Genomic DNA, 23,227 nt, shown 5'->3' on the forward strand with positions numbered 1-23,227 from the left:
TCCCTTCAGACAAAATAGATGATCTATTTCATTTGTTCGACGATATGATCTGTTGTACGAATGGCTAAAGCGACAGCGGTTAGCGTCGGATTGGACGGTGAAGTAAGATTCAATACACTCATATCGGCTATGTAAAGACCAGCAATGCCATGCACTTGACCATAGCGGTTAGTGACGGAAGTAGCCGGGTTGTCCCCCATACGGCATGTTCCCGCCTCGTGATTGTCTTTTCCGGGCTGGCGCAGCTGGAGTGGGCTATCCAGTGATAAACCCGCCGCGGAGGTGAAGGCTGACAGGGAAGCGTGCATGTCGCGAAGAAGTGCCTGATCCTTATCGCTGTAGGAAAACTGTACGTTAATATTAGGTACGCCGTAAGCATCCCGCTGAACCGGATCAAGGCTGACGTAATTGTCGGCCCGCGGTTCCACGACTCCGTAACCGTGTACTTCCAAAGGCTCCTTTTTCAGAAGAGGTCTTTCTTTATAGTCATACCAATAATCGGAGAAGATCTGGAGCTGATAATTTCGCTCAGCCGAACCCGGAACAAAGACAGTGGCAACACCAAATACCTCTGGGAATACATCTCGGTCAACGGTTCCATTTCCCTCGAATACAGGATGGAAAACCAAATATTTTCCGATTGCTTCGCCTTGGATATTGGAATTAAGCAGAAGGCGCGGGGTTTCCCAGGTGCTGGCGGAGACGACGATTGTCTTAGCACTCAGCGTATACGTTTTTTTATCTGAGGTCATGACCTTGACGCCTACAGCTTTTCCTTGTTCCGTTAAAATTTGCACGGCGCGTGTATTAACAGACAGATCGAATTTTCGAATATTTAAGGCATGTGCAAGGAAATCAATGGAACTGAAATAAACATTCGAATGGACCTGCCCGTACTTCGTACCTTCTAGATCGGTGGAGAGCGGAACATCTGTTGCCTCAGGAAAACCGCCCGTAAGAAGGCGTTCGATAAGTATTTTCTGCAGAGCGGAACCTTTGGTATAGTTGGTGGTCACATTCATTATTTTTTCTGCGATCAGATAATAGGGAGCAAGATCCTTATAGGTGATTGGCCATGTTCTGAACGCAGAAGGATCAAAACGGGGGGACCAGCCGTACCATATCAGGGTTCTTCCGCCTAACCCTCTGACTATTTTCGCGCTTCGAAAATCCGGCCATCTTTCTCCGACTTGATCCGTAACCAGCTCCACGTATTCGAGTGCGCGCTGTTCGTCAAATGTGGGTATATGAAACGCATGGGTCGGCAATAACAGATCGCCGGCCTCGATCATCCCGATCCGCTTGCCGTTTTGCCCCCATTGTTCACATAGTCTCCAAAGAGCAGCTCCACCGCCAGCCCCGCTGCCGATAATAAGCACATCATAATCGGTCTTCGCCATTTGCTCGATTGAAGTTAGGGGAATCCATTGATCCAAAGGAGGGCCTGATGAATCGGGAGGACGTGAAACAACGTCATCATGGATCTTCCGTACATGTAACAGCGGGGCGGGCAGTTGTATTTGAACATCCGCAACTATAATCAAATCGGTGCTGGGAATATGCGGATTGAGAGATAGGAGGGCTTCTAAATCACAATAGTATCTGTCGGCAATTTTCCTCAGAGTATCCCCATGATCAGTGACATAGATATGCAAGTGGCATCACTTCCTTTATCCAGATGTTTTCAATATAGGGGTTAACAGACTCCCTAATACATCATTGTACCAAGAGGCTGCTCATTAATAATATTCTGAATCTCATAGACTGAAATCGGGAAATATTGGAATCCGTATACATATGCTGTGATTTCTTCGAGTTGAAAAAAAACGACCAGAGCTTTATCGGCGATATAAAAATCTTGATCGGGCCTTATTCCTTTAAATTCGGACTGTAATGGAATACGACGATCTTTGATCTGTTGCCCGATGATTTCGGACACGCTTTTCACATAGTCGACACCGTGAACGAATAAATCTTGCAAGGTGTATAACTTTCCGGTTTGTACATCAATGGTAAGCGAGTTTTGCAGCGTCCATCTGTGAGCATGACTAGTGTATGACTCATTGTATAAAGATAAGCTGAATACACCTCGCTCATTCGTTTTTATTTCATAATAACCGGACAATCCTTTCGGATTTTGCGGATATCCCTGCTGATGGATCTGTCGGTTAACTTCACCCACAATGAGTTGATTGATCTGCTGCTGCATGGCACTATCCGATAGTTCCACGATGGCCGGGTAAAACACATTCAACCTGGGTCCGGACATCCGATAAGTTTTGATATGAATAGGGAGATTAAACACTGTCATCCTCCTCTGAGTTTTTCGCCAGTAAAATTCTAAGTTTGCCCCAGGATATAATCCGCGGTGCGAATCGCTAAAGCAACGGTTGTAAGTGTCGGGTTCGCAGCGCCAGTAAGAGAAAGAACGCTGTTATCTGCCACATAAAGACCAGGTACACCGTGGATTTGCCCATACCTGTTTGTTGCCGATGTAGCGGGGTCATCACCCATTCGGCACGTTCCTGCTTCATGATTATCTAAACCGGGAGGCAGGAGGCAAGGATTTTCGTAAAATTCCAGTCCCGTGGCTTTGGCAGCAGCATGAATGGTAGTCGTCAATTCACGGATTTTGGCCTGATCCTGAGTACTGTAAGAAAATTGCACCTTCAATAAAGGCATGCCGTATGAATCTAGTTTGCTCAGGTCAAGACTGACATGATTGTCAACTCGCGGCTCCATGGTTGTCAAGCCGAGCATTCTGAACCTCAGTTCATCCAGAAGCTTTCTTTCTTCATAATGGTACCACCAGTAATTCACGGGATCTGTTCCTAAAATGAAAAATGTATGTTTCCGTTCTACAGAGCTTGGAACCATGATTGCGGCATTTCCCAATACTTCGGGAAATTGATTGCGGTTTATTTTTGAGTACGCTAAAACAGATGGATGATTCACCAAATATTTACCGATGGCTTCTCCAGGTATATGGGAATTCAATAAAATTCGCGGCGTTTCAAACGTACTGGCGGAAAGGATGACCGTTTTCGCTTTGATGGTATAGGCCTGGTAGTCCGAAGTAACTACTTTCACACCTGCGGCTCTTCCGCTTTCGGTGAGAACCTGCACGGCACGCGTATTTACAGCCAGATCAAAAGGTCTTTTGTTTAGAGCATATGCTAAAAATATAATGGAACTAAAAAAGACATTCGAATGGACTTGCCCATATCGAGTAACATTCAGGTCAACAGCTAAAGGAATACTCGTCGCATCTGAAAATCCGCCAAATCTTAGACGATGAAGAAGCGTTTCCTGGAGAGCAGAACCTTCCGTATATTGCCCGGTTACATTCATGATTTGTTCAGCGATAAGGTAATAGGGAAGTAGTTCTTGATAGGAAATCGGCCAGTTAATAAATTCTTCAGGCCGGAAACGGGGACTCATTAAATACCAATGCAGGGTTCTACCGCCTAGAGCTCTGAATATTCGCGCACCCGGATAATCCGGCCATAAATTCCCCACAGGTTCTACATATGGCGGACTCTCTATATATTGATCAAACCGTGTTTGATCGAATGTAGGCAAATTATGTGCATGGGTCGGCAATAATAGATCTCCGGCCTCGATCATGCCGATCCGCAAACCGCTTTTTTTTGATTGCTCGCATAATCTCCAAAGAGCAGCCCCGCCGCCAGCCCCGCTGCCGACGATGAGCACATCATAATCGGTTTGTGCCATTTTCTCGGCCGGAGTCAAGGGAATCCATGGCACTTTCTTTGGGAGAGACGCAGGGGGGCGGGCATCACTACCGCTTTGAATGGGTACTCTGCCTTGCAATTCCGTCCGATCCAAACTCGGATTTACACCTAACGCCCAATAAATAGCGTTCATCACGAGCTTACGGAAAGCGGGGACTTGAAAGTCCTCGGGATGTCCCATCGTCGTCATGAAGGTGCGTCCCCCGGCATAATTGCTCCAAGTCCATGCCACGGGATTGATCTCGGCACCTGGCTCCGGTTTGAATTCCGGATCGACGGACTGTCCCCAAAGCAATATTTTCGATCCTTTTGGCGGATACGGCAAAACAACATATAACCATGATCGTACATGGAATTTATCCGGAACCCCGTTTAAAATTGGATCCAGTCTCGCTCCAGGTTCCACGAATACATCCGTACCTGATGTATAGGCGTAATGCTTTATCCATGGAGCTCCCAACACGTCAATGCCAAACTTTTTATTCCATATTTCAAGGGGATGACCTTTCGGATACAGAAATCCATGCGTGCTGGTGCGAAATCCAATGATCGGTTTACCTCGTTCAATATAATCCCGAATATGACGGAACTGCTCTTCGGGCAAAGTGCGATAACGGATAAAGAACACGGCTAAATCCGCGTCGGCAAGTACTTCCAACCCTGGAATATTAGCCGGATTTGCAGGAGACGGATAAGCCGTTAACAATGTCGTCCGAGCCCCGAGCCGCTGCGCCTCTCTGGCGATTTCAGATAAGGAATGTTCGGAATCATATTCGACTTCGGCAGCAATAAACACAATATGAAACGATTTCAAAGATCGTTGGTTTTCCGACAATTCGATCGTGCTCCTTTCAGGCAGCATAGACGCTTTATTTCATTTGCTCGATGATGTAATCGGCTGTACGCATGGCCAAAGCGATCGTCGTTAGCGTCGGATTGGCCGGGGAAGACAGATTCACGACGCTGTTATCTGCTATATAAAGGCCGGATATGCCATGGACTTGACCGAAGCGGTTGGTTACAGAAGTAGCGGGATCATCGCCCATTCGGCACGTGCCGCATTCATGATTGTCATAACCGGTAGGACTCATCAAGGGCGGGCTTTCCAGAGATAGTCCCATTGTTGCAGAAAAAGCTAATAGGGAATCGTACATTTCGTGAAGAAGAGCCCGATCCTTATCGCTGTGGGAAAACTGAATATTTAGCAGAGGCACGCCGTAAGCATCCCGTTCTAATGGGTCGAGGCTGACATGATTTTCAAACCGCGGCTCCACGATGCCGTAATTCTTCACTACAATCCGAGCTGTTTTCAGCAGCGGCCTTTCCGTGTAATGATAAAAAAAATCGGAAAAACCTATGAGTTGATAATTTCGCTCAGATGAGCCCGGAACGACGATAGTGGCAACGCCAAGAACCTCTGGGAATTGATCCCTGTTTAGGAATCCATTTGCCACATACTCGGGGTGATGCACGATATATCTCCCAATGGCTTCGTTCGGGATATTTGAATTTAGCAGAAGGCGCGGGGTTTCCCATGTGCTAGCCGAGACGATGATCTTCCTGGCTTTTAAGGTATACGATCTTTTGTCGGAAGTCATGACTTTGACGCCTGCAGCTTTTCCATTTTCGGTTAAAATCTGTACGGCCCTCGTATTTACAGCCAAATCGAATTTTCGGATATTCAAGGCATATGCAAGAAAGATAATGGAACTGAAAAAGACATTCGAATGAACCTGCCCATATTTCGTCCCTATAAGATCAGCTGCCATACGTATATCAGTTGCCTCTGGAAATCCGCCCATAAGAAGACGATCGAGAAGCATTTCCTGCAGTGAGGATCCTTTGGTATAGTTACTACTTATATTCATTATTCTTTCTGATATCTGATAATAGGGTATAAGATCCTTATAAGTGATAGGCCAAGAACGGAAAGCCGAAGGGTTGAATCGGGGAGAAAACAGATACCATAAAAGGGTTCTACCGCCTAAGGCTTTTACCATTTTTGTACCTGGATAATCCGGCCAACGCTTTCCCGGTCTTTCCGCAATACGTTCCCAGTATTCTAAAGCACGTTGTTCATCTAAAGTAGGCAAATTAAATGCATGCGTAGGCAATTGCAAGTCTCCGGCCTCGATCATTCCGATCTTCTTGCCGTTTTGCCCCCATTGTTCACATAGTCTCCAAAGAGCAGCTCCACCGCCAGCCCCGCTGCCGATAATAAGCACATCATAATCGGTCTTCGCCATTTGCTCGATTGAAGTTAGGGGAATCCATTGATCCAAAGGGGGGCCTGATGGTTCGGGAGGGCGCGAAACAGCGGCATCATTGATCCTACGCACATGTAACAGCGGGGCTGGCAGTTTTATTTGAACATCTGCAGACAAATTTAAATCTAAATTGGAAATACATGGGTTATGTGACAGGAGGTTTTCTAGTTTACAATAATATTTGTCGGCAATTTTTCTTAAAGTATCCCCATGCTCAGTGACATATATATACAAAGGCATCACATCCCTATATTCTTATGATTTCAATAGGAGTATATGAGCTAAAACTATATTATATTATTGCCATGAAAAGTGATTACCCACAACGACAATATTAAATGCGTGAATAGCAAGAATGGATAATGAATAACAAATACCAACAAAGAAAATATGGGATTAGTCTGATAACATTAACAAAGTAGACAAGGCCTAGCTGCGGTAACCGGATGGAGGTGGTTCATGTCCAGTCGATGAAAGACTGGAGAATAGAATTTTAGCAGAAAATTCGAGAGCATTTTAAAGGAGAAGGTGGCTTATGAAGATATTTAGGAAAAAAGCAAATTCGTAATTCTGGTTTCAGTGGCTACTTGCTGGATGCTTACAAGTTCGCCGTCATTACCGGCGCATGCTGTTGTGCCGCAGGACAGCACTTTTTTCTCCACTTCATCGAACGAGTCGTCGGATACGGTCAACACGGCTTCTCAAGGCGATTTGTGGGCATCTTGCTGGGGTGATGACGGCCATCTATATGCGGCCAACGGAGACGGAAAAGGCTTTACGCTCGGATCGACATCCCCAAACAGCATACCGCCTGCGCCACCGAACCCTGACATCGCTGTTAATCGTATTTCCGGCAGCATTGGCAGCCTTAGCGGTGCGACGCTTGCCAGCAATAATGCTGTTGGACAAATTTGGAACACAAGTGGCACTTACAACCGCAAGCCAACCGGGATGGTGTGCGTGAACGGAGAAATCTATCTGGCCGTGCAGGACTTAAACCTCGACTTCAATGACGCTCCGAATGCGACGATCGCGAAATCGACAGATCACGGTTCGACTTGGACATGGAACACAACGGCTCCAATGTTTAACAATCATACGTTTACTACGATTATGTTCCTCGATTATGGACAAAATTCAGCGTGGAATACGTTCGACAATTATGTATACGCTTACGGTCTCGACAGGGGGAAATATATGAGCATTGAAATATAACCTAGGCAACCTAAGAAATGTCGAGGATGCAAATGGGGGTATTGGGATGGATTGAAACAGTACAGAAGTAAAATAAAATGTATTAAATAAGTCATGCCATTTTGGAAGCGCATTCAAAATATCTGTTTTTTAAACAAAGAGAACGTTTTTTTACATGGGAAAGAAGAAAAAAACCATCTATGATGTGAAGAGGAAAACATTCCCAACGGGGTGGAGGTGAGACGTTACGCGACGTGAACAGGCATCATAGGAGAAGAAAAAACACATAGAAGGCGAGGACTTAGTATTATGAAAATGAGAGCAAGTCGAATAGTAGCAACTCTATTGTGTGGTCTCATGATTTCTTACAATATGCTCCCAACTCTGCCTTATGGTGAATCTACTGCCCATGCAGCAGAGGCGTTGGTAAAGAAATTTGATTTCGGTCCTGCGAGCAGTCCGGTCATGGCAGGCTATAATCAAGTTCATGATCAGTTGACCTATACGCAGGAACGGGGATATGGGCTTGAAACAGCACTGCCAGCAGGGGCCTCTAGGAATCGATCAGGCGGCACGGATTTGACGAACGATTTTATTTTGGGAACACCCTTCACGTTCTTAGCGGATGTGCCGAACGGCAATTATAACGTGACGGTTTATTCAGGCGATCTGCTCGCAGGTACGTCCACAACGAAAACGACGGTTGCTCTCGAAGGGGCGACGAAAGGAACGATTTCAACGAAGGTAGCTATTGCACAAGCAACCTACAGCACCACGGTAACTGATGGCCAATTGACAGTTGGCATCACTACAGGCTACAGCGGCACAGGCGCTGGTTATTTGAACGGTCTCGTCATTGAACAGGTGCCAGTGGCGACGGCACCTTCGGCTCCTCAATCACTCGCTGTAACCAATATTAATTCCACTCCTGGTGCAGCCTCCGTATCACTAGGATGGAGCAGCGTAACGGATTCGGTCTATTACAACGTGTACCGTGCGACAAATAGCGTCACGAATTATGATTTTATCAAACAAGTGATGGTAAATTCTTATACCGATACGACCGTTTCTGTAGGAAATACATATTCCTATCAAGTTACTGCTCTGGGTGCAGGTGGTCTTGAATCTGCAGCAAGCAGTTCTGTAACGGCGGAAATAGTACAAACAGCAACAATTCCTGCACCTCCTTCGAACTTGATTGTAAGCGGTGTCACTTCGGACAGAGTTTCCTTGCAATGGTCAGCATCGAATGGAGCAACGGGTTATACGGTATTCCGTTCGGATTCTGCTGCCGGAATTTACACCGAGCTCGGCAAGGTAACATCGACAACGTACACAGATTCCACGGCCGACACTTCGGCTGTTCACTACTATCAGGTAAAAGCAACGAATGCGGCAGGAGTATCTGAAGCCTCGAGCGTGGCAGCAAGCACGGTATTTGCTGCGCCTAATGGTCTTCCGTCCGGACTGCCGTTGAAATTAGACTTCGGTCCTGGGGCCGTAGCTGACGGCTATTTCGGTATAACGGCTCCAGTGGCCTACACAGCCCAGCTGAAATACGGATTTGCCAATCCTGCGCTCGTCAGCTCTGGTAACAGCGGCACATCGGATCCACTAAAATCCGATTACCTAATGCCGGCTGGCACCTCCTTCAATGTGGATCTGCCGAACGGGGATTACGCTGTTACGGTTACGGCAGGTGATGCCAATGCAGCAACTGAAGTGGCCGTTTCCGTAGAAGGAATGACGGCAAACAAAATTGCGCTCACGCCTAAGGCAGCTGGTGAATATTTGGAGCAGACGTTCGAAATCGCACTGGTTGATGGTCAGTTGAATATCAGCTTCTCGGGTTCTGCGCCCAAAATTAATGGGCTTGTCATTTCAAAGCTAGCGGATCGGGTGGCTGGAGAAATGCCTACGGTCTATATCGCGGGGGATTCTACGGTACAGACCTACGATTCGTATTGGAAGCCTCAAGCCGGTTGGGGGCAGATGATTTCCCGCTACTTCACTTCCGATATAACCTTCAGCAACCAGTCCATCGGTGGCCGCAGCAGCAAAACGTTCCTCACGGAAGGCCGTTTGGATAACATTTTGCGGGCGATCAAGCCGAATGACTACTTCTTGATCCAATTCGGTCATAATGATGCGACAATCTCCGTTCCAGAACGGTATGCATCTCCCGAGGATTATAAAAATTATCTAAAGACGTATATCAATGGCGCTAGGCAGCGTGGGGCTGTACCGATTCTGGTAACGCCTGTCGGCCGCAGGGACTTTAACGCAACAACCGGTATCTTCAATGTCAGCTTCCCGACCTATGTAGCTGCTATGAAAGACCTGGCACAAGAAATGGATGTAAAACTCGCGGATCTCAGCGCATTAAGTCGTGCGTACTATGACACCATCGGGCCAATTGGAACGCTTGCGGTCTTCCTCCATGTACCTGTAGGTACCTACACTGCCTTCCCGAGCGGTAATGCGGACGATACGCACTTCCAGGAATATGGCGCAATCCAAATCGCGCGTCTTCTGTCAGGCGGGATTAAGGACCTGAACATTCCACTTTCCGCTTATGTCACGGACGTTGCGCCGCCTGCTGCGGTTCCATCGAAGCCAATCGGCGTTGTGGCAAGCAGTGTGAGCAATGCAGGAGCTGTGTTGACATGGAATGCAGTAGATGGTGCGGATATTTATAAGATATATAGAAAGTCAGCATCTGACATCAATTACGTCTTAGTGGGTACGTCGACTGTTCCGACGACTACGATTCAAGGTATGACGGAAGGGCAAACCTATGACGTAGTCGTTACAGCAGTTAACGGCAAAGGGGAGTCCGAGCAGTCAGATGTCGTCATCATCAAAACGAAGCACGCGACAATCAAGTTCGACTTCGGTTTAGCATCCTCACCGGTTCAAGATGGCTATACCGGCGTTAACCTTTCTTCCAAATACACGGCGGAGAAAGGCTATGGCATCAAGGACCCCACAGGCATGATTGGACGGGATCGTGCTGCCGGTACGGACCTGCTCCGTGATTGGCTCGGCTATTTCAATGTCGGCTGGGAGTTTATGGTGGATCTGCCGAACGGTCTTTATTCCGTTAAGCTTTACGTAGGCGACTATTTGGGAAGTGCAAGAACGACTGTTGCCATCGAAGGTGCGGACTATGGGACCGTAACGGCGGGCAATAAATCCGTTGTCGAAAAGATTATTTCACAGACTTCCGTTAGTGATGGACAAATGAACTTCAAGTTCGGCGGTGCAACCGCGATCGTAAATGGTTTGGAAATTACACCGATTTTAATGGCGCCTACAGCTCTGAAAATCGATGCGAAGAACACAGACCCGGAAAGTCCTTCCGTTTCCCTGTCGTGGACCGGGGTAGAGGACGTCGCGAAATATAATGTTTACCGCAAGGTTAGCGGTACGTCGAAATTCCAGCTGCTGGGCAGCTCAACAACGAGCGCTTACGTTGATAGCACCGTTGATGTGGGGATGGAGTACGTATACCAAGTGACAACAGTGGACTTGGCCTCAACGGAAACCGGTCCATCCACATCTCTCACAGTATCCATGATTGATCCCAATGTTCCTATTCCTGCAATACCTGTCAATCTTCATGTGGGGACGGTGAACAAGAACGATCTTACCATCAGCTGGGATGCGGTCGCAGGAGCCAAGACGTATAACATTTACCGTGCTGAGTCTAACAATGGCACCTTTGAGTTGATTGGCAAAGCCAGTCAATCCAGCTATACAGATACGTCAGTGCTTACGACGATCCCTTACTATTACAAAGTTTCAGCCGTAAGCGCAGGCGGAGTATCCGGGCAGTCCGAAACGCTGGCAACGCCAGTCGTAACCGTACTGAATCGGCAAGCTGAATATCTCGATCGCGCGCTTGTAGCGGTCAAACAGGATAATGGTGTCTATGTAGGCTGGAAAATGCTTGGCACAGACCCATCTAATATCGCATTCAATCTGTACCGCAGCGGTGTCAAAGTAAACGCAGAACCGATCACAGGCGCAACAAATCTGCTCGATGAAGCGGGATCGGATACGTCTGTTTATCTTCTGAAAACCGTTATCGGCGGTAGTGAGAAAGTGGCTTCGAAAGAAGCATCTGTATGGCAAAACAATGATATGGCCATACCACTTCAGAAGCCGGAGGGCGGCATCACGAAATCCGGAGAAGCCTATAACTACAGCGCGAACGACACCAGTGTCGGCGATGTGGATGGCGACGGCACGTACGAGTTGATCGTGAAGTGGGATCCGTCCAACTCCAAAGATAACTCTCAGGCTGGATATACCGGCAACGTTTACATCGATGCCTACAAGATGGACGGTACTCGCCTGTGGCGTATCGACCTTGGACCGAACATTCGCGCTGGAGCGCATTACACGCAGTTCCAGGTCTATGATCTGGATGGCGACGGCAAAGCGGAAGTCACGTTCAAAACAGCCGATGGCACGATTGACGGAACAGGCATTGCTATTGGTGATGCAACAGCCGATCACCGGAACAGCAGTGGTTATGTGCTGGAAGGATCTGAATATTTAACCGTTTTTAATGGTTTGACCGGAAAAGCAATCGCAACGACGGATTACGATCCGCCTCGCGGAGTCGTTTCGGATTGGGGCGACCTTTATGGCAACCGGGTGGACCGTTTCCTGGCAGCAGTTGCTTACCTTGATGGCGAGCATCCGAGCTTGATTGTCAGCCGTGGCTATTATACGAGAACGGTGATTGTAGCTTACGATTACAAGAATGGCGCATTGACGAAAAAATGGCGTTTCGATACGAATGATGAAGGTCTTGGCGCAGCTTATACAGCACAAGGAGATCATAACTTGTCCATCGGCGACGTAGATGGCGACGGCAAGGATGAGATCACGTTCGGGGCCATGGCCATCGATGATGATGGTACACCGCTCTACAACACCGGACTCGGTCACGGGGACGCGCAGCATCTAGGTGACCTGGACCCTTCTAGACCGGGGCTAGAATTCTTTAATGTGCATGAGCATCTAGATTCTCCTTATGGGCTAGACTTTCGGGATGCGAAAACGGGCGAAATTCTTTGGGGCGTTTGGACGGGAATTGATACCGGACGCGGCATGTCAGCAGACATCGATCCGAACTACTTGGGTGAAGAAGTATGGGCTGCAACAATAACGAATGCTCAGCATATTCCTCTCTCAGGTCTTTACAGCGCCAAAGGTGAATTGATCAGCACAACCATTCCTGGCTCCACGAACTTCGGCATCTGGTGGGACGGCGACCTGAACCGCGAACTGTTGGACGCCAACCATGTTGATAAATGGGACTATGTAAACCATACGACGAACCGATTGTTTACAGCTGAAGAGGCGTTGTCAAACAACGGAACAAAAGCAACACCGAACCTGCAGGCCGACCTGTTCGGCGATTGGCGTGAAGAAATTGTATGGAGAAACACAGACAGCTCAGAGCTGCGCATTTATACAACTACCACTTTGACCAATACACGACTTCGTACACTGATGCATGATCCGATTTACCGCTTAGGGGTCGCTTGGCAAAATACCGGATACAACCAACCGCCTCATACAAGCTTCTATCTTGGAAGTGGCATGGAGGAACCGGCTGCGCCGCATCTTACGATTGTGAACGAGCCGGCACCCGCAATACCACCAACGACTACTGATGATGCGCCTGTAGGCTGGGTGAATAAAGACGTCACGGTAAAGCTCACGGTCAGTGACAGCGGATCCGGCGTGGCCGGCACCTACTACACGGTGGATGGCGGTGCAGAGCAGCAAGGCAATTCAATTATCATTACAGAAGATGGCACGCACACTATCTCTTACTGGAGCGTTGACAAGAAAGGTAACGCTGAATCTCCACATACGGTAATCGTAAAAATTGACAAAACGGCACCTACATTAAATCTGGTTCTGGATCAAACTGCTTTGTGGCCACCAAATCATAAAATGATTAACGTGAAAGTAACGATTAGCGCAAATGATAGTCTTTCTGGCAACTCATCTATTGTTCTTACATCCATTACAAGCAACGAGCTTGATAATGGGTTAGGCGACGGAGATACGTCAGTTGACATTCAAGGAGCGCAAATCGGCACATTGGACACGGAATTTATGCTTCGTGCTGAAAGATCAGGTAAAGGAGATGGGCGCATTTACACCATCACCTATACGGCTACTGACTTAGCAGGAAACACAATGACTCAAACAGCTACTGTTACAGTTCCTCATAATAACAAGTAAGAATGTCAGGAAGAAAGCTCGCCGAATCCAAGGCGGATTCGGTGAGCTTTTTGTTTAACTTCTCACCCAAAAAGTGGCATTAAATCGCAATCCTGTAAGGAGGCTCAGAGTATGGAAGTCAATCATCAGTTGGCTACGAAGCTAGTTGAGAGCCAAAGTATCAGGTTCTCCTTCTTTAGGAAGCAATGGCAGAGGAATAAGTATCTGTATATCATGCTGATTCCAGTACTTGCTTACTACCTAACCTTTTGTTATGGACCAATGTATGGTTTGCTAATGGCGTTTCATAAAAGCTACTCCCCGACAAAAGGCATTCTAGCAGGAACATGGGTTGGATTTGATAATTTCATTTTGTTTTTCAAGAGCTTCTATTTCTGGAGATTGCTAAAAAACACACTGATCTTAAGTCTGTACAGCATACTTATCGGCTTCCCGGCACCCATCATCCTTGCTTTATTATTAAATGAAATTAGAAGCAAGTTTTTTAAAAGGACCGTTCAAACCGTTTCTTATTTACCGCATTTCATTTCTGTCGTCGTGGTCGTCGGTATGCTGAAGACCTTTTCTTCCTTGGATGGTGGTTTATTTAACGTCATTCGCAGTTTTTTCGATCTGGGTCCGGTCATGTTCCTGGCAGAAAAGGATATGTTCAGGCCGCTATATATTTTATCGAATGTATGGCAAGGGGCAGGGTGGGCTTCCATTATTTTTCTAGCTGCATTAAGCAATATTGACTCCCAGTTATACGAAGCGGTCAAAATGGACGGGGCAGGCAGGTGGAAACAGCTGCTGCATATTACTCTTCCCGGGATTGCGCCAACGATCGTTATTATGTTGATTTTACGTTTCGGGGCTATCATGAACGCGGATTTCCAAAAGATTCTACTTATGCAAACAGCTCCCACCTATGAGACGTCTGACGTTATTTCCACCTTCGTATACAGGTCCGGTATCCTGGAAGGGAATTACACATATTCCACTGCTATCGGTCTATTTAATGGCGTAATTAACTTTACCCTGCTCATTGTGGCGAATTCGATCAGCAGAAAAATCAACGCTACGAGTCTCTGGTAAGGGAGTGAACATATGAAAAGAACATTTGGAGAACATTTGTTTGATTGGATGAATGTTACCGTTCTATCCTTGATCATTCTTGTATCGGTATATCCGATCCTATACGTATTCAATTCTTCTGTTAGCGATCCCAATGAGCTCTTGAGGAGCCAATCTTTGATGCTGCTGCCGAAAGGCTTTCAGTGGGATGCGTATGGACGTGTGTTTCATAATCCCAAGATCTATACCGGCTATATGAACACCTTGTTCTATGTTGTCGTAGGCACATTTTTTAATCTGTTGATGACATCGTTTGCGGCTTATGCGCTTTCAAGACCAGATTTATTCGGTAGGAAGTTTTTCATGAAGATCATCACCTTCACCATGTTTTTTGGCGGAGGGATGATTCCGACTTTCTTGTTGGTGCAAAGCTTAGACCTCGTCAACACCCGTTGGGCTATGATCATTCCTGCGGCCATCAACACATTTTATTTTATCATCATGAGAACCAGTTTTGAAAATATTCCGATAAGCCTAATTGAATCTGCCAAACTGGATGGGGCTAATGATTTTTCGATTTTATTTAAAATTATTTTACCACTTTCCAAGGCAATCCTTGCCGTGATGACGCTCTATTATGCTGTTGATCATTGGAATGACTTCATGAGTCCTCTCCTGTACTTAAGAAAGCAAGAATTATACCCCATACAGATCGTGCTGCGAGATATCCTGCTAAGCAACAGTACGGAAGCAATGGGGGGCGGTACGGATACGGGCTTTGCGATCGGCGAAAACATCAAGTATGCCACGATTATTATTTCCACCCTGCCTATCCTCATGATTTATCCGTTTATCCAAAAGTACTTTGTTCAAGGTGCCTTAATCGGTGCCGTCAAACAATAGAAAACTTAATTTCAAGGAGGCGTCTTTTCATGAAAAAGAAAATAGTTCCCATCTTATGCAGTGTGATTTTTACAGCAAGTGTGGTTGCAGGGTGTTCAAAGTCGGGTGAAAGCCCAAGTACCCTGAAACCCGCAGATATGAAGGAGAAAGCTTTGGCCGAGATCCCCTTGCCGATTACGAAAGATCCTTTAACCATCAACTACTGGCGGGCGAACGATCCTAAGCTTACCGCTTCTTTGGCAAACTTCGGCGAAATAGCTGCTTACAAGAAAAAAGAAGAATTGACGGGAATGAAGGTTAATTTCACGCATCCACCGCTCGGTCAGCAAAAGGACCAATTCAATCTGTTGATTGCCAGCAAAGACTTGCCGGATATTATTTACTATAACTGGAACGATGCGTCAGGCGGTCCGGAAAAGATGCTGGCCGACGGCAGAATTATTAAATTAAATGATTACATCGATCAATATGCGCCTAATCTCAAAAAAATAATCAACTCCGATCCGGATGTGAAGAAGCAAATCTCGTTGGATGACGGTACCATCTTTATGTTTCCTTTATTGAAACTCGATGCGATTAAATTGAATGGAACCTCTGGATTAATTTTGAGAAAAGATTGGTTAGAAAAGTTAAATCTGAAAACACCTACAACGATAGATGAGTGGTATACCGTACTTAAAGCCTTCAAAGAGAAAGATCCGAATGGAAACGGCAAGCCGGATGAACTGCCTTTTACCGGCAATTGGGGTCCCGGCAACCTGACGAAGTTGTTAGATTTTTCACCTGGCTTCGGCGTTCTTGGCGGTTTTGAAATGAAAGACGGGAAGGTTGCCTTCGGTCCGCTTCAGCCGGAATACAAGAACTTCGTGGAAACGATGAAGAAATGGTACGCGGAAGGCTTAATCGATCCGGAAATCATGACCAATGACGGCAAAGCATTTGACTATAAGGTCACGAACAATGTGGCCGGTTCCTTTTATGGCGGCGTTTTCAGCGGTATGGCCAAATATTTCAACCTGATGAAAGATGCCAAATTCGATCTTACCGGCGCTCCATGGCCGAAAGGACCAGACGGCAAGACATACGCTACGTTCTCGTTGAACCAGAAAGTACTTTCGTATGGTGAAGCGATAACATCCAGCGCCAAAGCGGATAAAATCAAGTATCTCGTGCAATGGATGGACTTTAACTATAGCCAGCAAGGACACGATTTGTTTAATTTTGGAATTGAAGGTGATAGCTACACGAAAGATGGCAATGCGATCAAGTTTACGGACAAAATTTTGAAAAACCCGAAAGGCTTAACCTACGACCAAGCTCTTGCGACTTACTCGTTGTCGATTATGGATGGACCGATCAATCAGGATAGCAAATATTTAGACGCCCTGATGACCTTTCAAGGACAAAAGGACGCAAATGCGGAATGGATGAAAGGCAACTCATCACTGACGCTGCCGGCCATTCGAACAACCGAAGATGAATCGAAGACCATTGCTTCCGTTATGGGTCAGGTCAACACCTACATAAACGAGATGCAAACCAGTTTCATCATGGGGAAAACGCCGATGACCGAATATGATAAATTTGTTAAGACGATACAGGGGATGGGCATTGATCAAGCAACAAAGATTTACCAAGATTCCTACAATCGGTATTTGAAACGGTAGCGGAATGTACGTCTGACGAGGACACAGCTCTAATAAGGAGCTTTGCAGGTTATTATTGTTGATTATGCAATGGGGAAGCAAGCTTAATCCGTGGTCACTCGCGGATTAGGCTTGCTTTTTGTGTTGGTGTGAAGGTAGCAACAGCGTATCGCCATCGCTCGTACTTTGTCAGGAGATCGGCTTCGTGTTCTAATAGACACCACACGAACGTACGTGCTATAATTGGAAGATTCTGAGTATCACATTTAGATTGGAGATTAGGTATGAATCATTCGTTACTTCGGAATCGGACATTTGTTTTCATGATGATCGGAGAAGCCATTCAAGGCGCAGGTATTTGGACAAGCATCATTGCCAATTTGCAATTTATGCAAAGCCACGTTCCGTCTGATTTAGGCAAGAGCTTGATCCTGATGTGCGGTTTATTTCTCGGTGTACTCATTTCGCCGCAAGCCGGGGTGTGGGCAGACCGCTATGATAAGAAAAAAATATTGCTTATATCAGGGCTTGTTCGTTGTCTGGCTCCGATTGTCATGTTTGCGGCCATACAGTACCAATCCGTCGCCATCATGCTGTTGTCCGTCGTCATCATGCAAGTAGCAGCTACTGTTTATATGCCTACTGTGCAAGCAGCGCTGCCTTCCGTCGTTCCAGCCTCCGAGCTGCTTAAGGCCAACAGTGTAAACTTTAACGTGATTACTGTAGCAAGAATAGGCGGCACTGCTGCAGCAGGCATATTAGTATCCATGATGAATTTGTACACGGTTTATGCGCTGTCGCTTGTTTTTTACGTCATCCTCGTGATGCTCATTACGCAGTTGAGGATTCCCAATACTGCGGATTCCGTGGCTGCAAGAAAGAAAGAGAAAATCCGCTTTACGGAGTTGTTTCCACTCATTCGAGCAGAACCGTCTATATTCATCGCACTTATCAATAGCGGGGTTATTACCTTATTTCTAGGCGGTTTTAATTTACTTGTACTGAAGTTTAGTCAAATCCAGCACAAACCGGAACTGATGGGCTGGATCTATTCTTTAGAAGGCACTAGCATTTTGATTGCAGGCTTATTCGCAAAGCGTGTGATCGGCATGCGGAATCTGGTAACGAGCTCTACGCTGTTCATGTTATTATTTGCGCTTTCTTTTGCAGGAATGTCCTTCAGCGAGAGCAGCTATGCGGTTCTCGGCTCTTTCGTTATGTTCGGTTGCGCAGTCGCTTTTTTCTTTCCGATGGTATCGACACTATTCCAAATCAAAGTGCCCAAAGAAGCACAAGGACGCTTTTTCTCATTTCGAGGAATGCTTGACCGCGTCATGTTCCAGATTTCACTGCTTGCGACCGGCGCTTGTCTCGATTGGTTCGGGATCTCCACATTCTTACTGACGCTCGCCATAATTACCATATCAAGCGGGATCTTGACATTGTTCCTTGCCAAACGAAAATCAATGGACGTCCGGCAACCGATCACTAGCGACACGTGAAAAGGACTACGGAATTATCACCGAGTTCTTTTCGTGCAGCGTGCTGAGGTCGTTCGCTTTGATTAATCCGTTAGAGACGGTGTACAGCGTATCGCCGATATAAAGAACGCGCTGTACCTGTTTGTCGCCGGCATGAACGTATTGCCCGGCTTTTTGCAGATCTTCCTGAGTAAGATGGGTAATGCCGCCGCGGAACTGGAAGCCTTTTTCCAAATCAAGGTTGTAGACGTACGCGCCTTGGAAAGCAAAATTGCCGTATGCGCTAGCAGGCATCTTCGGATTGTTTGTCGTCTGATTGGGGTCGATTTTCATTACGTTAACTGGGAAGGAAAGTAGATTTTTTTCCTTGTTAAAGAGCAATGCACGGTGATTGTGCAGCAGCTCGGAATCCGTACCGCGGTCCCCGATCAGCTCCTTAAATTTCTCCTTCGGATTATTCACATCGGTTACATCGAACAGCGCCACTTTCATGCCTTGGTAATAAGCAATGGACTGCGGTCCATTCGGATTTTTGATGTCGACCTCGATTGTATCTTTCCCGAAGCCGATAATATGGTTTTCATCATAAGGATGCAGATAATCGCTGTAGCCAGGAATCTTCAACGCGCCTAACAATTTCGGCTCAGCGGGATCCTTTAAATCCATGACGAATAGCGGATCGGTGTTCTTAAAAGTAACCATGTAAGCCCGGTCGCCCATGAAGCGGGTGGAGTAAATCCGCTCTCCTGGAGCGATGTTTTCGATCTTGCCTTTCTCTTTCAGGTTCGTGTCAAGTATGAAAACATGGTTCTTCGAAATCCCCTCATCCGTCCGACCCATTTCGCCTGTAGTTGTAGCAAGCCGGAAGTAGCCGTTATGCTCATCCATGGAAAATTGATTGAGCAAGCGTCCGGGCACTTTGCCTGTATTCTTGTACGCTGCTTTACCTGCGTTCAGCCCGAATTGATAAATAATCGTTTCCTGCTTAGGAAGCTCATAAGGTTGGCTGGATCCATTCGGCTCGCCGATTCGTATGCCTTGAGCAGGATCACCAGCAGGCATCCTCATTGGTTGGATTCCCATCTGTTCATAATTCGTTACGGCCATATATAAGTTCTCTTCGGATGCGTACACGTTCTGGCCTGAGCCGAGGTAAGAAGTGACATTCATCGTCTGCTTCAATTCATTCAGGTTGATGCCTCCGATGAGCACATAGTTAGGATCCAGGGCTTTCGGCAAGTAATAGACCTGATTGAGCGGAATAGAGGTAAAGGAATCGCCTGCCGCCGAATCCCGATAAGCAGGAGCTAGCCCGGTCTTCGCTTCTTCCTTATCCGCCATTTCCCGGTATTGGTAGTAATTCACGTACTTATTGGAGATAAAATAGAGCGACGATCCGATTTTGCGGGAAGAAACGTAGTTTCCTTCAAGCTCAGCTTCCTTCAGAAGCTTCAAGCTGCTCCGGTCGGTGAGGTCGTAAACGATAACCTTCGCGGTTCCCTGGGACCTCATAGGCAGGATCATTTTCTTCTCTGTGACGCCGCCTGCCCCGTTATAAGGGACCGGTTTATAGTTCTGATAAGAATTACCAAGCACGATCAGATGCTTGTCGTCCACGTAGATTTCACTTGGCTGGAACTGAGTGTCTTGATTTCCCGGGAAATCGAGAATGCTCAGCACTTTCATCTGGTCGGCGGGATAAGCCTGAGTGACTACGATCCGCTGCTTGTTTACCGTATAAATGTACGTTCCATCTGTCTTGACGACATCGGATTCATCCACGCCTTGCACTTGTACGTTCGTGCCGGAGTAGCCGGGTGCCGCTGCACTGGCCGAATCTTGGACTTCAACAGAAACAAAGTCACTTGTTGGAGCCGAAGCTTTACCGAAGGATTCAGATTTAGCTTCTTTGGTTAGTAAACTAACTCTGGCGGATCCACTGCTTTCATTTTGCGTCAAAAGTGTGACCAAGTGGTCATAGGTACCGACTACCGGCAAGCTGTCAGCCTGTTTCGTGACGTTTACTGTGCCGGTGGCCGAATCCCAGCGAACAACATGATTTGCGCTTTCCATAAAAAAGCGTAGAGGAACGTAAGTAGAACCATCAACCATTTGCGTGCTGCCGTAAATGGTGTTTGCTTTACCGTTCACGTAGGCATAATCCGAATTCAATGGCAGCTTCAGCTCGTACCCGTTACCAGTAACAACCGCAAGCCGCTCTGCTTCATTCCATGTCACTTCCATGCTTAAAGCCTTTGCCAGATCCCGAACAGACGCCATCAGAATACCGTCCATTAATTTAGGCTGCAGCGAGAAAGCTATCGGCTGGCCCTCAAACCGGATCACAGGTTCCTGATCGGCGTTAGTGGCAGCGGGAGCAACTGCGGACGTTAAGATTGTAGCGGAAAGCAAGAGGCCGGCGACCAAACCTTTTTTCTTCATCTTCTTCATCCTTTTCTTGAGTTTTGAGGGTTTCCATTATTTTCATCTATATCCTCATAACGGATGAGCTTTCCGATTTGTTTCAACGATTTTAAAATATTTTTTAATTGCCCTATTCCGAATAAATAATCTTAGCGATGTTATCCGCAGACATCGGAAGGCCCAGAAAATATCCCTGTGCTTCATGACAACCATAGTTTCTTAAAAGATTAAGCTGCTCCTCAGACTCGACGCCTTCAGCGATTACTTTTAGATTTAAATTGATACCCAAGGCGATGATGGTCTTCACTATGTTTTGATCGCTTATATCATTAGATAGGTCTTTAATAAATGTTCTATCTATTTTAATGCGGTCGATAGGGAAGTTCTTCAAATACGCCAACGAACTAAACCCCGTACCAAAATCATCAATCGAAATGCTTACTCCAATGCCTTTCAGTTTGGAAAGCAGCATCGTTGCGCGGTCAAGATTCATAGTAATGCTTTCCGTAACTTCAATTTCCAAGAAATGGGGATCCATACCTGTTTCATTCAAAATCTTGGAAATCAATTCAATTAAGTCCGGTTCATACATCTGCCTCGAGGATAGATTGACGGACATTTTAAATGTGTGTTCAAAATGGTTATGATCCATCCATAAACGCCATTGTTTGCAGGCCTCATGCAAGACCCATTTCCCGATTGGAACAATGAGTCCAACTTCTTCGGCAAATGGAATAAATTGCAATGGAGAGATGATTCCCTTCTCGGGATGATTCCACCGGATTAATGCTTCTACACGCTACATCGTCGCACTTAGTGGTCGACCAACATCTCGAATTTTTTGAAAAATAGTTCTTGAACTGCACACTACACTGTCGTACAGTTTATACTGCCGACTTCTCGTTCGTGAAATGTAAGAGATTGCTTCTTAAATGACGTATTATTCTAAAAGGAAAGAAGGGACTGACAACGAAGATGAACTCTTTTTTGCTGTTTTACGTAGTCATATACATGGGAAACGCTGTTTATGGCACATTTATGCCGGTTTACCTGCATAGCGCAAAATTTTCTCAGGAGCAAATCGGGATGCTTCTCAGCCTTGGGCCCTTGGTTGCAATGTTTGGCCAACCGGTTTGGGGGGCGTTGGGTGACCGAGCCAAGACGAAGAATAGCGTACTTCGCTTTCTATTGATTGGCAGCGGGTTTTCCATTTTGTTCTTCCCGTTCTCACATCATTTCATTTACCTGCTTGTGTTAATATGTGTGTTTACGTTTTTTCAGACGTCTATATTTGCAATCAGCGATGCGATTACGTTGGAGGAGTTGGAACGGCGTCCCACATGGAGTTTTGGTTGGATTCGCCTGGGAGGTACAGTGGGTTTCGCTATCATGTCTCTTGCTTTCGGCATCGCAGCCAAGTCGCACATTGGCTCGATGTTCCCGGTCTACGCCGGAACCATGGCCGCCGCATTGCTGTTCCTCTGGCGTTTTCCGCCAGCTGCCGGCCGCCAGACTAACGTTTCTGGTAAACGTTTCCGTGAGCTCTTCCGAAACGGTAAGCTAATGTTTTATTTGGGTATCAACTTTGTTGTTCAAATCACCTTGGGTTACTATTACGCATTCTTCCCAATCTACTTCAAGGAGATGGGTGGAGACAGTATGCTGCTAGGCTGGTCGATGGTGATTTCTTCACTTAGTGAGCTGCCGTTTCTTCTGTTTTCCGGATGGATTTTCAAACGCGTCCCTATTTCAGTAATTCTGATTGTGGCCGCGCTTGCATCCTCAATCCGGTGGTTCTTGTTTACCTTAATTGGGAATCCACTTTGGGTATTACCGGTGCAGCTGCTGCACGGACTTATTTTCATCGTGCTTTCTGTTACGCTTGCCACGTTTATCAACCGTGAAGTGCCTTCAGAATGGAAGGCAAGTGGTCAAACACTCAACGGCTTGCTCAGCCTTGGAGCCGCCCGTATTATCGGCAGCTTTTTGGGTGGAATTATGAGCTCGGCTTACGGGATGAGACAAGTTTTTTTATATAGTTCATGGGTATCCATGACGTGTGTTATCGTGTTTGGACTTGTTATATGGATTCGTAGAAAACAGAATGTTCTTGGCTCATACTAAATGAAATGCGGGTAAATGGGAGTTTTTGCATATAAATCGGAAACGAACACAAACGAAAGAAACATGATATAATACACACAACTAATAAATCAATGCACCTTTCTACT

General features: G+C 46.4%; 13 protein-coding genes. 7 read left to right on the top strand and 6 right to left on the bottom strand.

The window, feature by feature from the left end; genetic code table 11:
• Nucleotides 1-23: 23 nt before the first annotated feature.
• Genes QFZ81_RS09435 through QFZ81_RS09450 form a run of 4 tightly spaced genes read right to left on the bottom strand, consistent with a single transcriptional unit; the run spans nucleotide 24 to nucleotide 6,037 of the window.
• On the bottom strand, nucleotides 24-1,655 hold the full coding sequence (locus tag QFZ81_RS09435; protein WP_307602471.1) for a GMC oxidoreductase: 1,632 nt from the start codon (nucleotides 1,653-1,655) through the stop codon (nucleotides 24-26).
• Between the two features lie 53 nt (nucleotides 1,656-1,708).
• Nucleotides 1,709-2,311 (bottom strand): DUF3298 and DUF4163 domain-containing protein, encoded by a 603-nt coding sequence (locus QFZ81_RS09440; RefSeq protein ID WP_307445151.1) that lies wholly within the window; start codon nucleotides 2,309-2,311, stop codon nucleotides 1,709-1,711.
• A 29-nt stretch (nucleotides 2,312-2,340) separates the two neighbouring features.
• A complete protein-coding gene (locus QFZ81_RS09445) occupies nucleotides 2,341-4,590 on the bottom strand; it encodes a GMC oxidoreductase (protein ID WP_307445148.1) in 2,250 nt (749 codons plus the stop codon).
• 34 nt (nucleotides 4,591-4,624) lie between these two features.
• On the bottom strand, nucleotides 4,625-6,037 hold the full coding sequence (locus tag QFZ81_RS09450) for a GMC oxidoreductase (protein WP_307602474.1): 1,413 nt from the start codon (nucleotides 6,035-6,037) through the stop codon (nucleotides 4,625-4,627).
• A 579-nt stretch (nucleotides 6,038-6,616) separates the two neighbouring features.
• Between QFZ81_RS09450 and QFZ81_RS09455 the strand changes: the two genes are divergently transcribed.
• From QFZ81_RS09455 to QFZ81_RS09480, 6 genes are all read left to right on the top strand, one after another.
• Nucleotides 6,617-7,237: a glycoside hydrolase family 183 protein gene (locus QFZ81_RS09455; RefSeq protein ID WP_307602476.1), complete on the top strand. Its 621-nt coding sequence runs from the start codon at nucleotides 6,617-6,619 to the stop codon at nucleotides 7,235-7,237.
• A 288-nt stretch (nucleotides 7,238-7,525) separates the two neighbouring features.
• Nucleotides 7,526-13,489 (top strand): rhamnogalacturonan lyase family protein, encoded by a 5,964-nt coding sequence (locus tag QFZ81_RS09460; protein WP_307602479.1) that lies wholly within the window; start codon nucleotides 7,526-7,528, stop codon nucleotides 13,487-13,489.
• Between the two features lie 111 nt (nucleotides 13,490-13,600).
• Nucleotides 13,601-14,563 carry an ABC transporter permease gene (locus tag QFZ81_RS09465; RefSeq protein ID WP_307602481.1) on the top strand — a complete coding sequence of 321 codons (963 nt, stop codon included), beginning with the start codon at nucleotides 13,601-13,603 and terminating at the stop codon, nucleotides 14,561-14,563.
• Nucleotides 14,564-14,575: 12 nt separating this feature from the next.
• Complete coding sequence (locus QFZ81_RS09470; RefSeq protein ID WP_307445134.1) at nucleotides 14,576-15,445, top strand: carbohydrate ABC transporter permease; 870 nt, start codon at nucleotides 14,576-14,578, stop codon at nucleotides 15,443-15,445.
• Nucleotides 15,446-15,474: 29 nt separating this feature from the next.
• A complete protein-coding gene (locus tag QFZ81_RS09475) occupies nucleotides 15,475-17,112 on the top strand; it encodes a type 2 periplasmic-binding domain-containing protein (protein WP_307602483.1) in 1,638 nt (545 codons plus the stop codon).
• 263 nt (nucleotides 17,113-17,375) lie between these two features.
• Nucleotides 17,376-18,593 carry an MFS transporter gene (locus QFZ81_RS09480; protein ID WP_307445130.1) on the top strand — a complete coding sequence of 406 codons (1,218 nt, stop codon included), beginning with the start codon at nucleotides 17,376-17,378 and terminating at the stop codon, nucleotides 18,591-18,593.
• Nucleotides 18,594-18,599: 6 nt separating this feature from the next.
• On the opposite strand, the gene QFZ81_RS09485 is transcribed toward QFZ81_RS09480, so the two are convergent.
• Both QFZ81_RS09485 and QFZ81_RS09490 read right to left on the bottom strand, forming a co-directional pair.
• The gene (locus QFZ81_RS09485) at nucleotides 18,600-21,014 is read right to left on the bottom strand and encodes a beta-propeller domain-containing protein (RefSeq protein ID WP_307602485.1); all 2,415 of its coding nucleotides are present in this window, start codon (nucleotides 21,012-21,014) and stop codon (nucleotides 18,600-18,602) included.
• Between the two features lie 112 nt (nucleotides 21,015-21,126).
• Nucleotides 21,127-21,780, bottom strand: a complete 654-nt coding sequence (locus QFZ81_RS09490; protein ID WP_307606861.1) for a putative bifunctional diguanylate cyclase/phosphodiesterase — start codon at nucleotides 21,778-21,780, stop codon at nucleotides 21,127-21,129.
• Nucleotides 21,781-21,971: 191 nt separating this feature from the next.
• On the opposite strand from QFZ81_RS09490, the gene QFZ81_RS09495 reads away from it, so the two are divergent.
• Complete coding sequence (locus QFZ81_RS09495) at nucleotides 21,972-23,120, top strand: MFS transporter (RefSeq protein WP_307602487.1); 1,149 nt, start codon at nucleotides 21,972-21,974, stop codon at nucleotides 23,118-23,120.
• Nucleotides 23,121-23,227: the final 107 nt, after the last annotated feature.

Source organism: Paenibacillus sp. V4I9 (genome assembly GCF_030817295.1).
Lineage (GTDB): Bacteria > Bacillota > Bacilli > Paenibacillales > NBRC-103111 > Paenibacillus_E.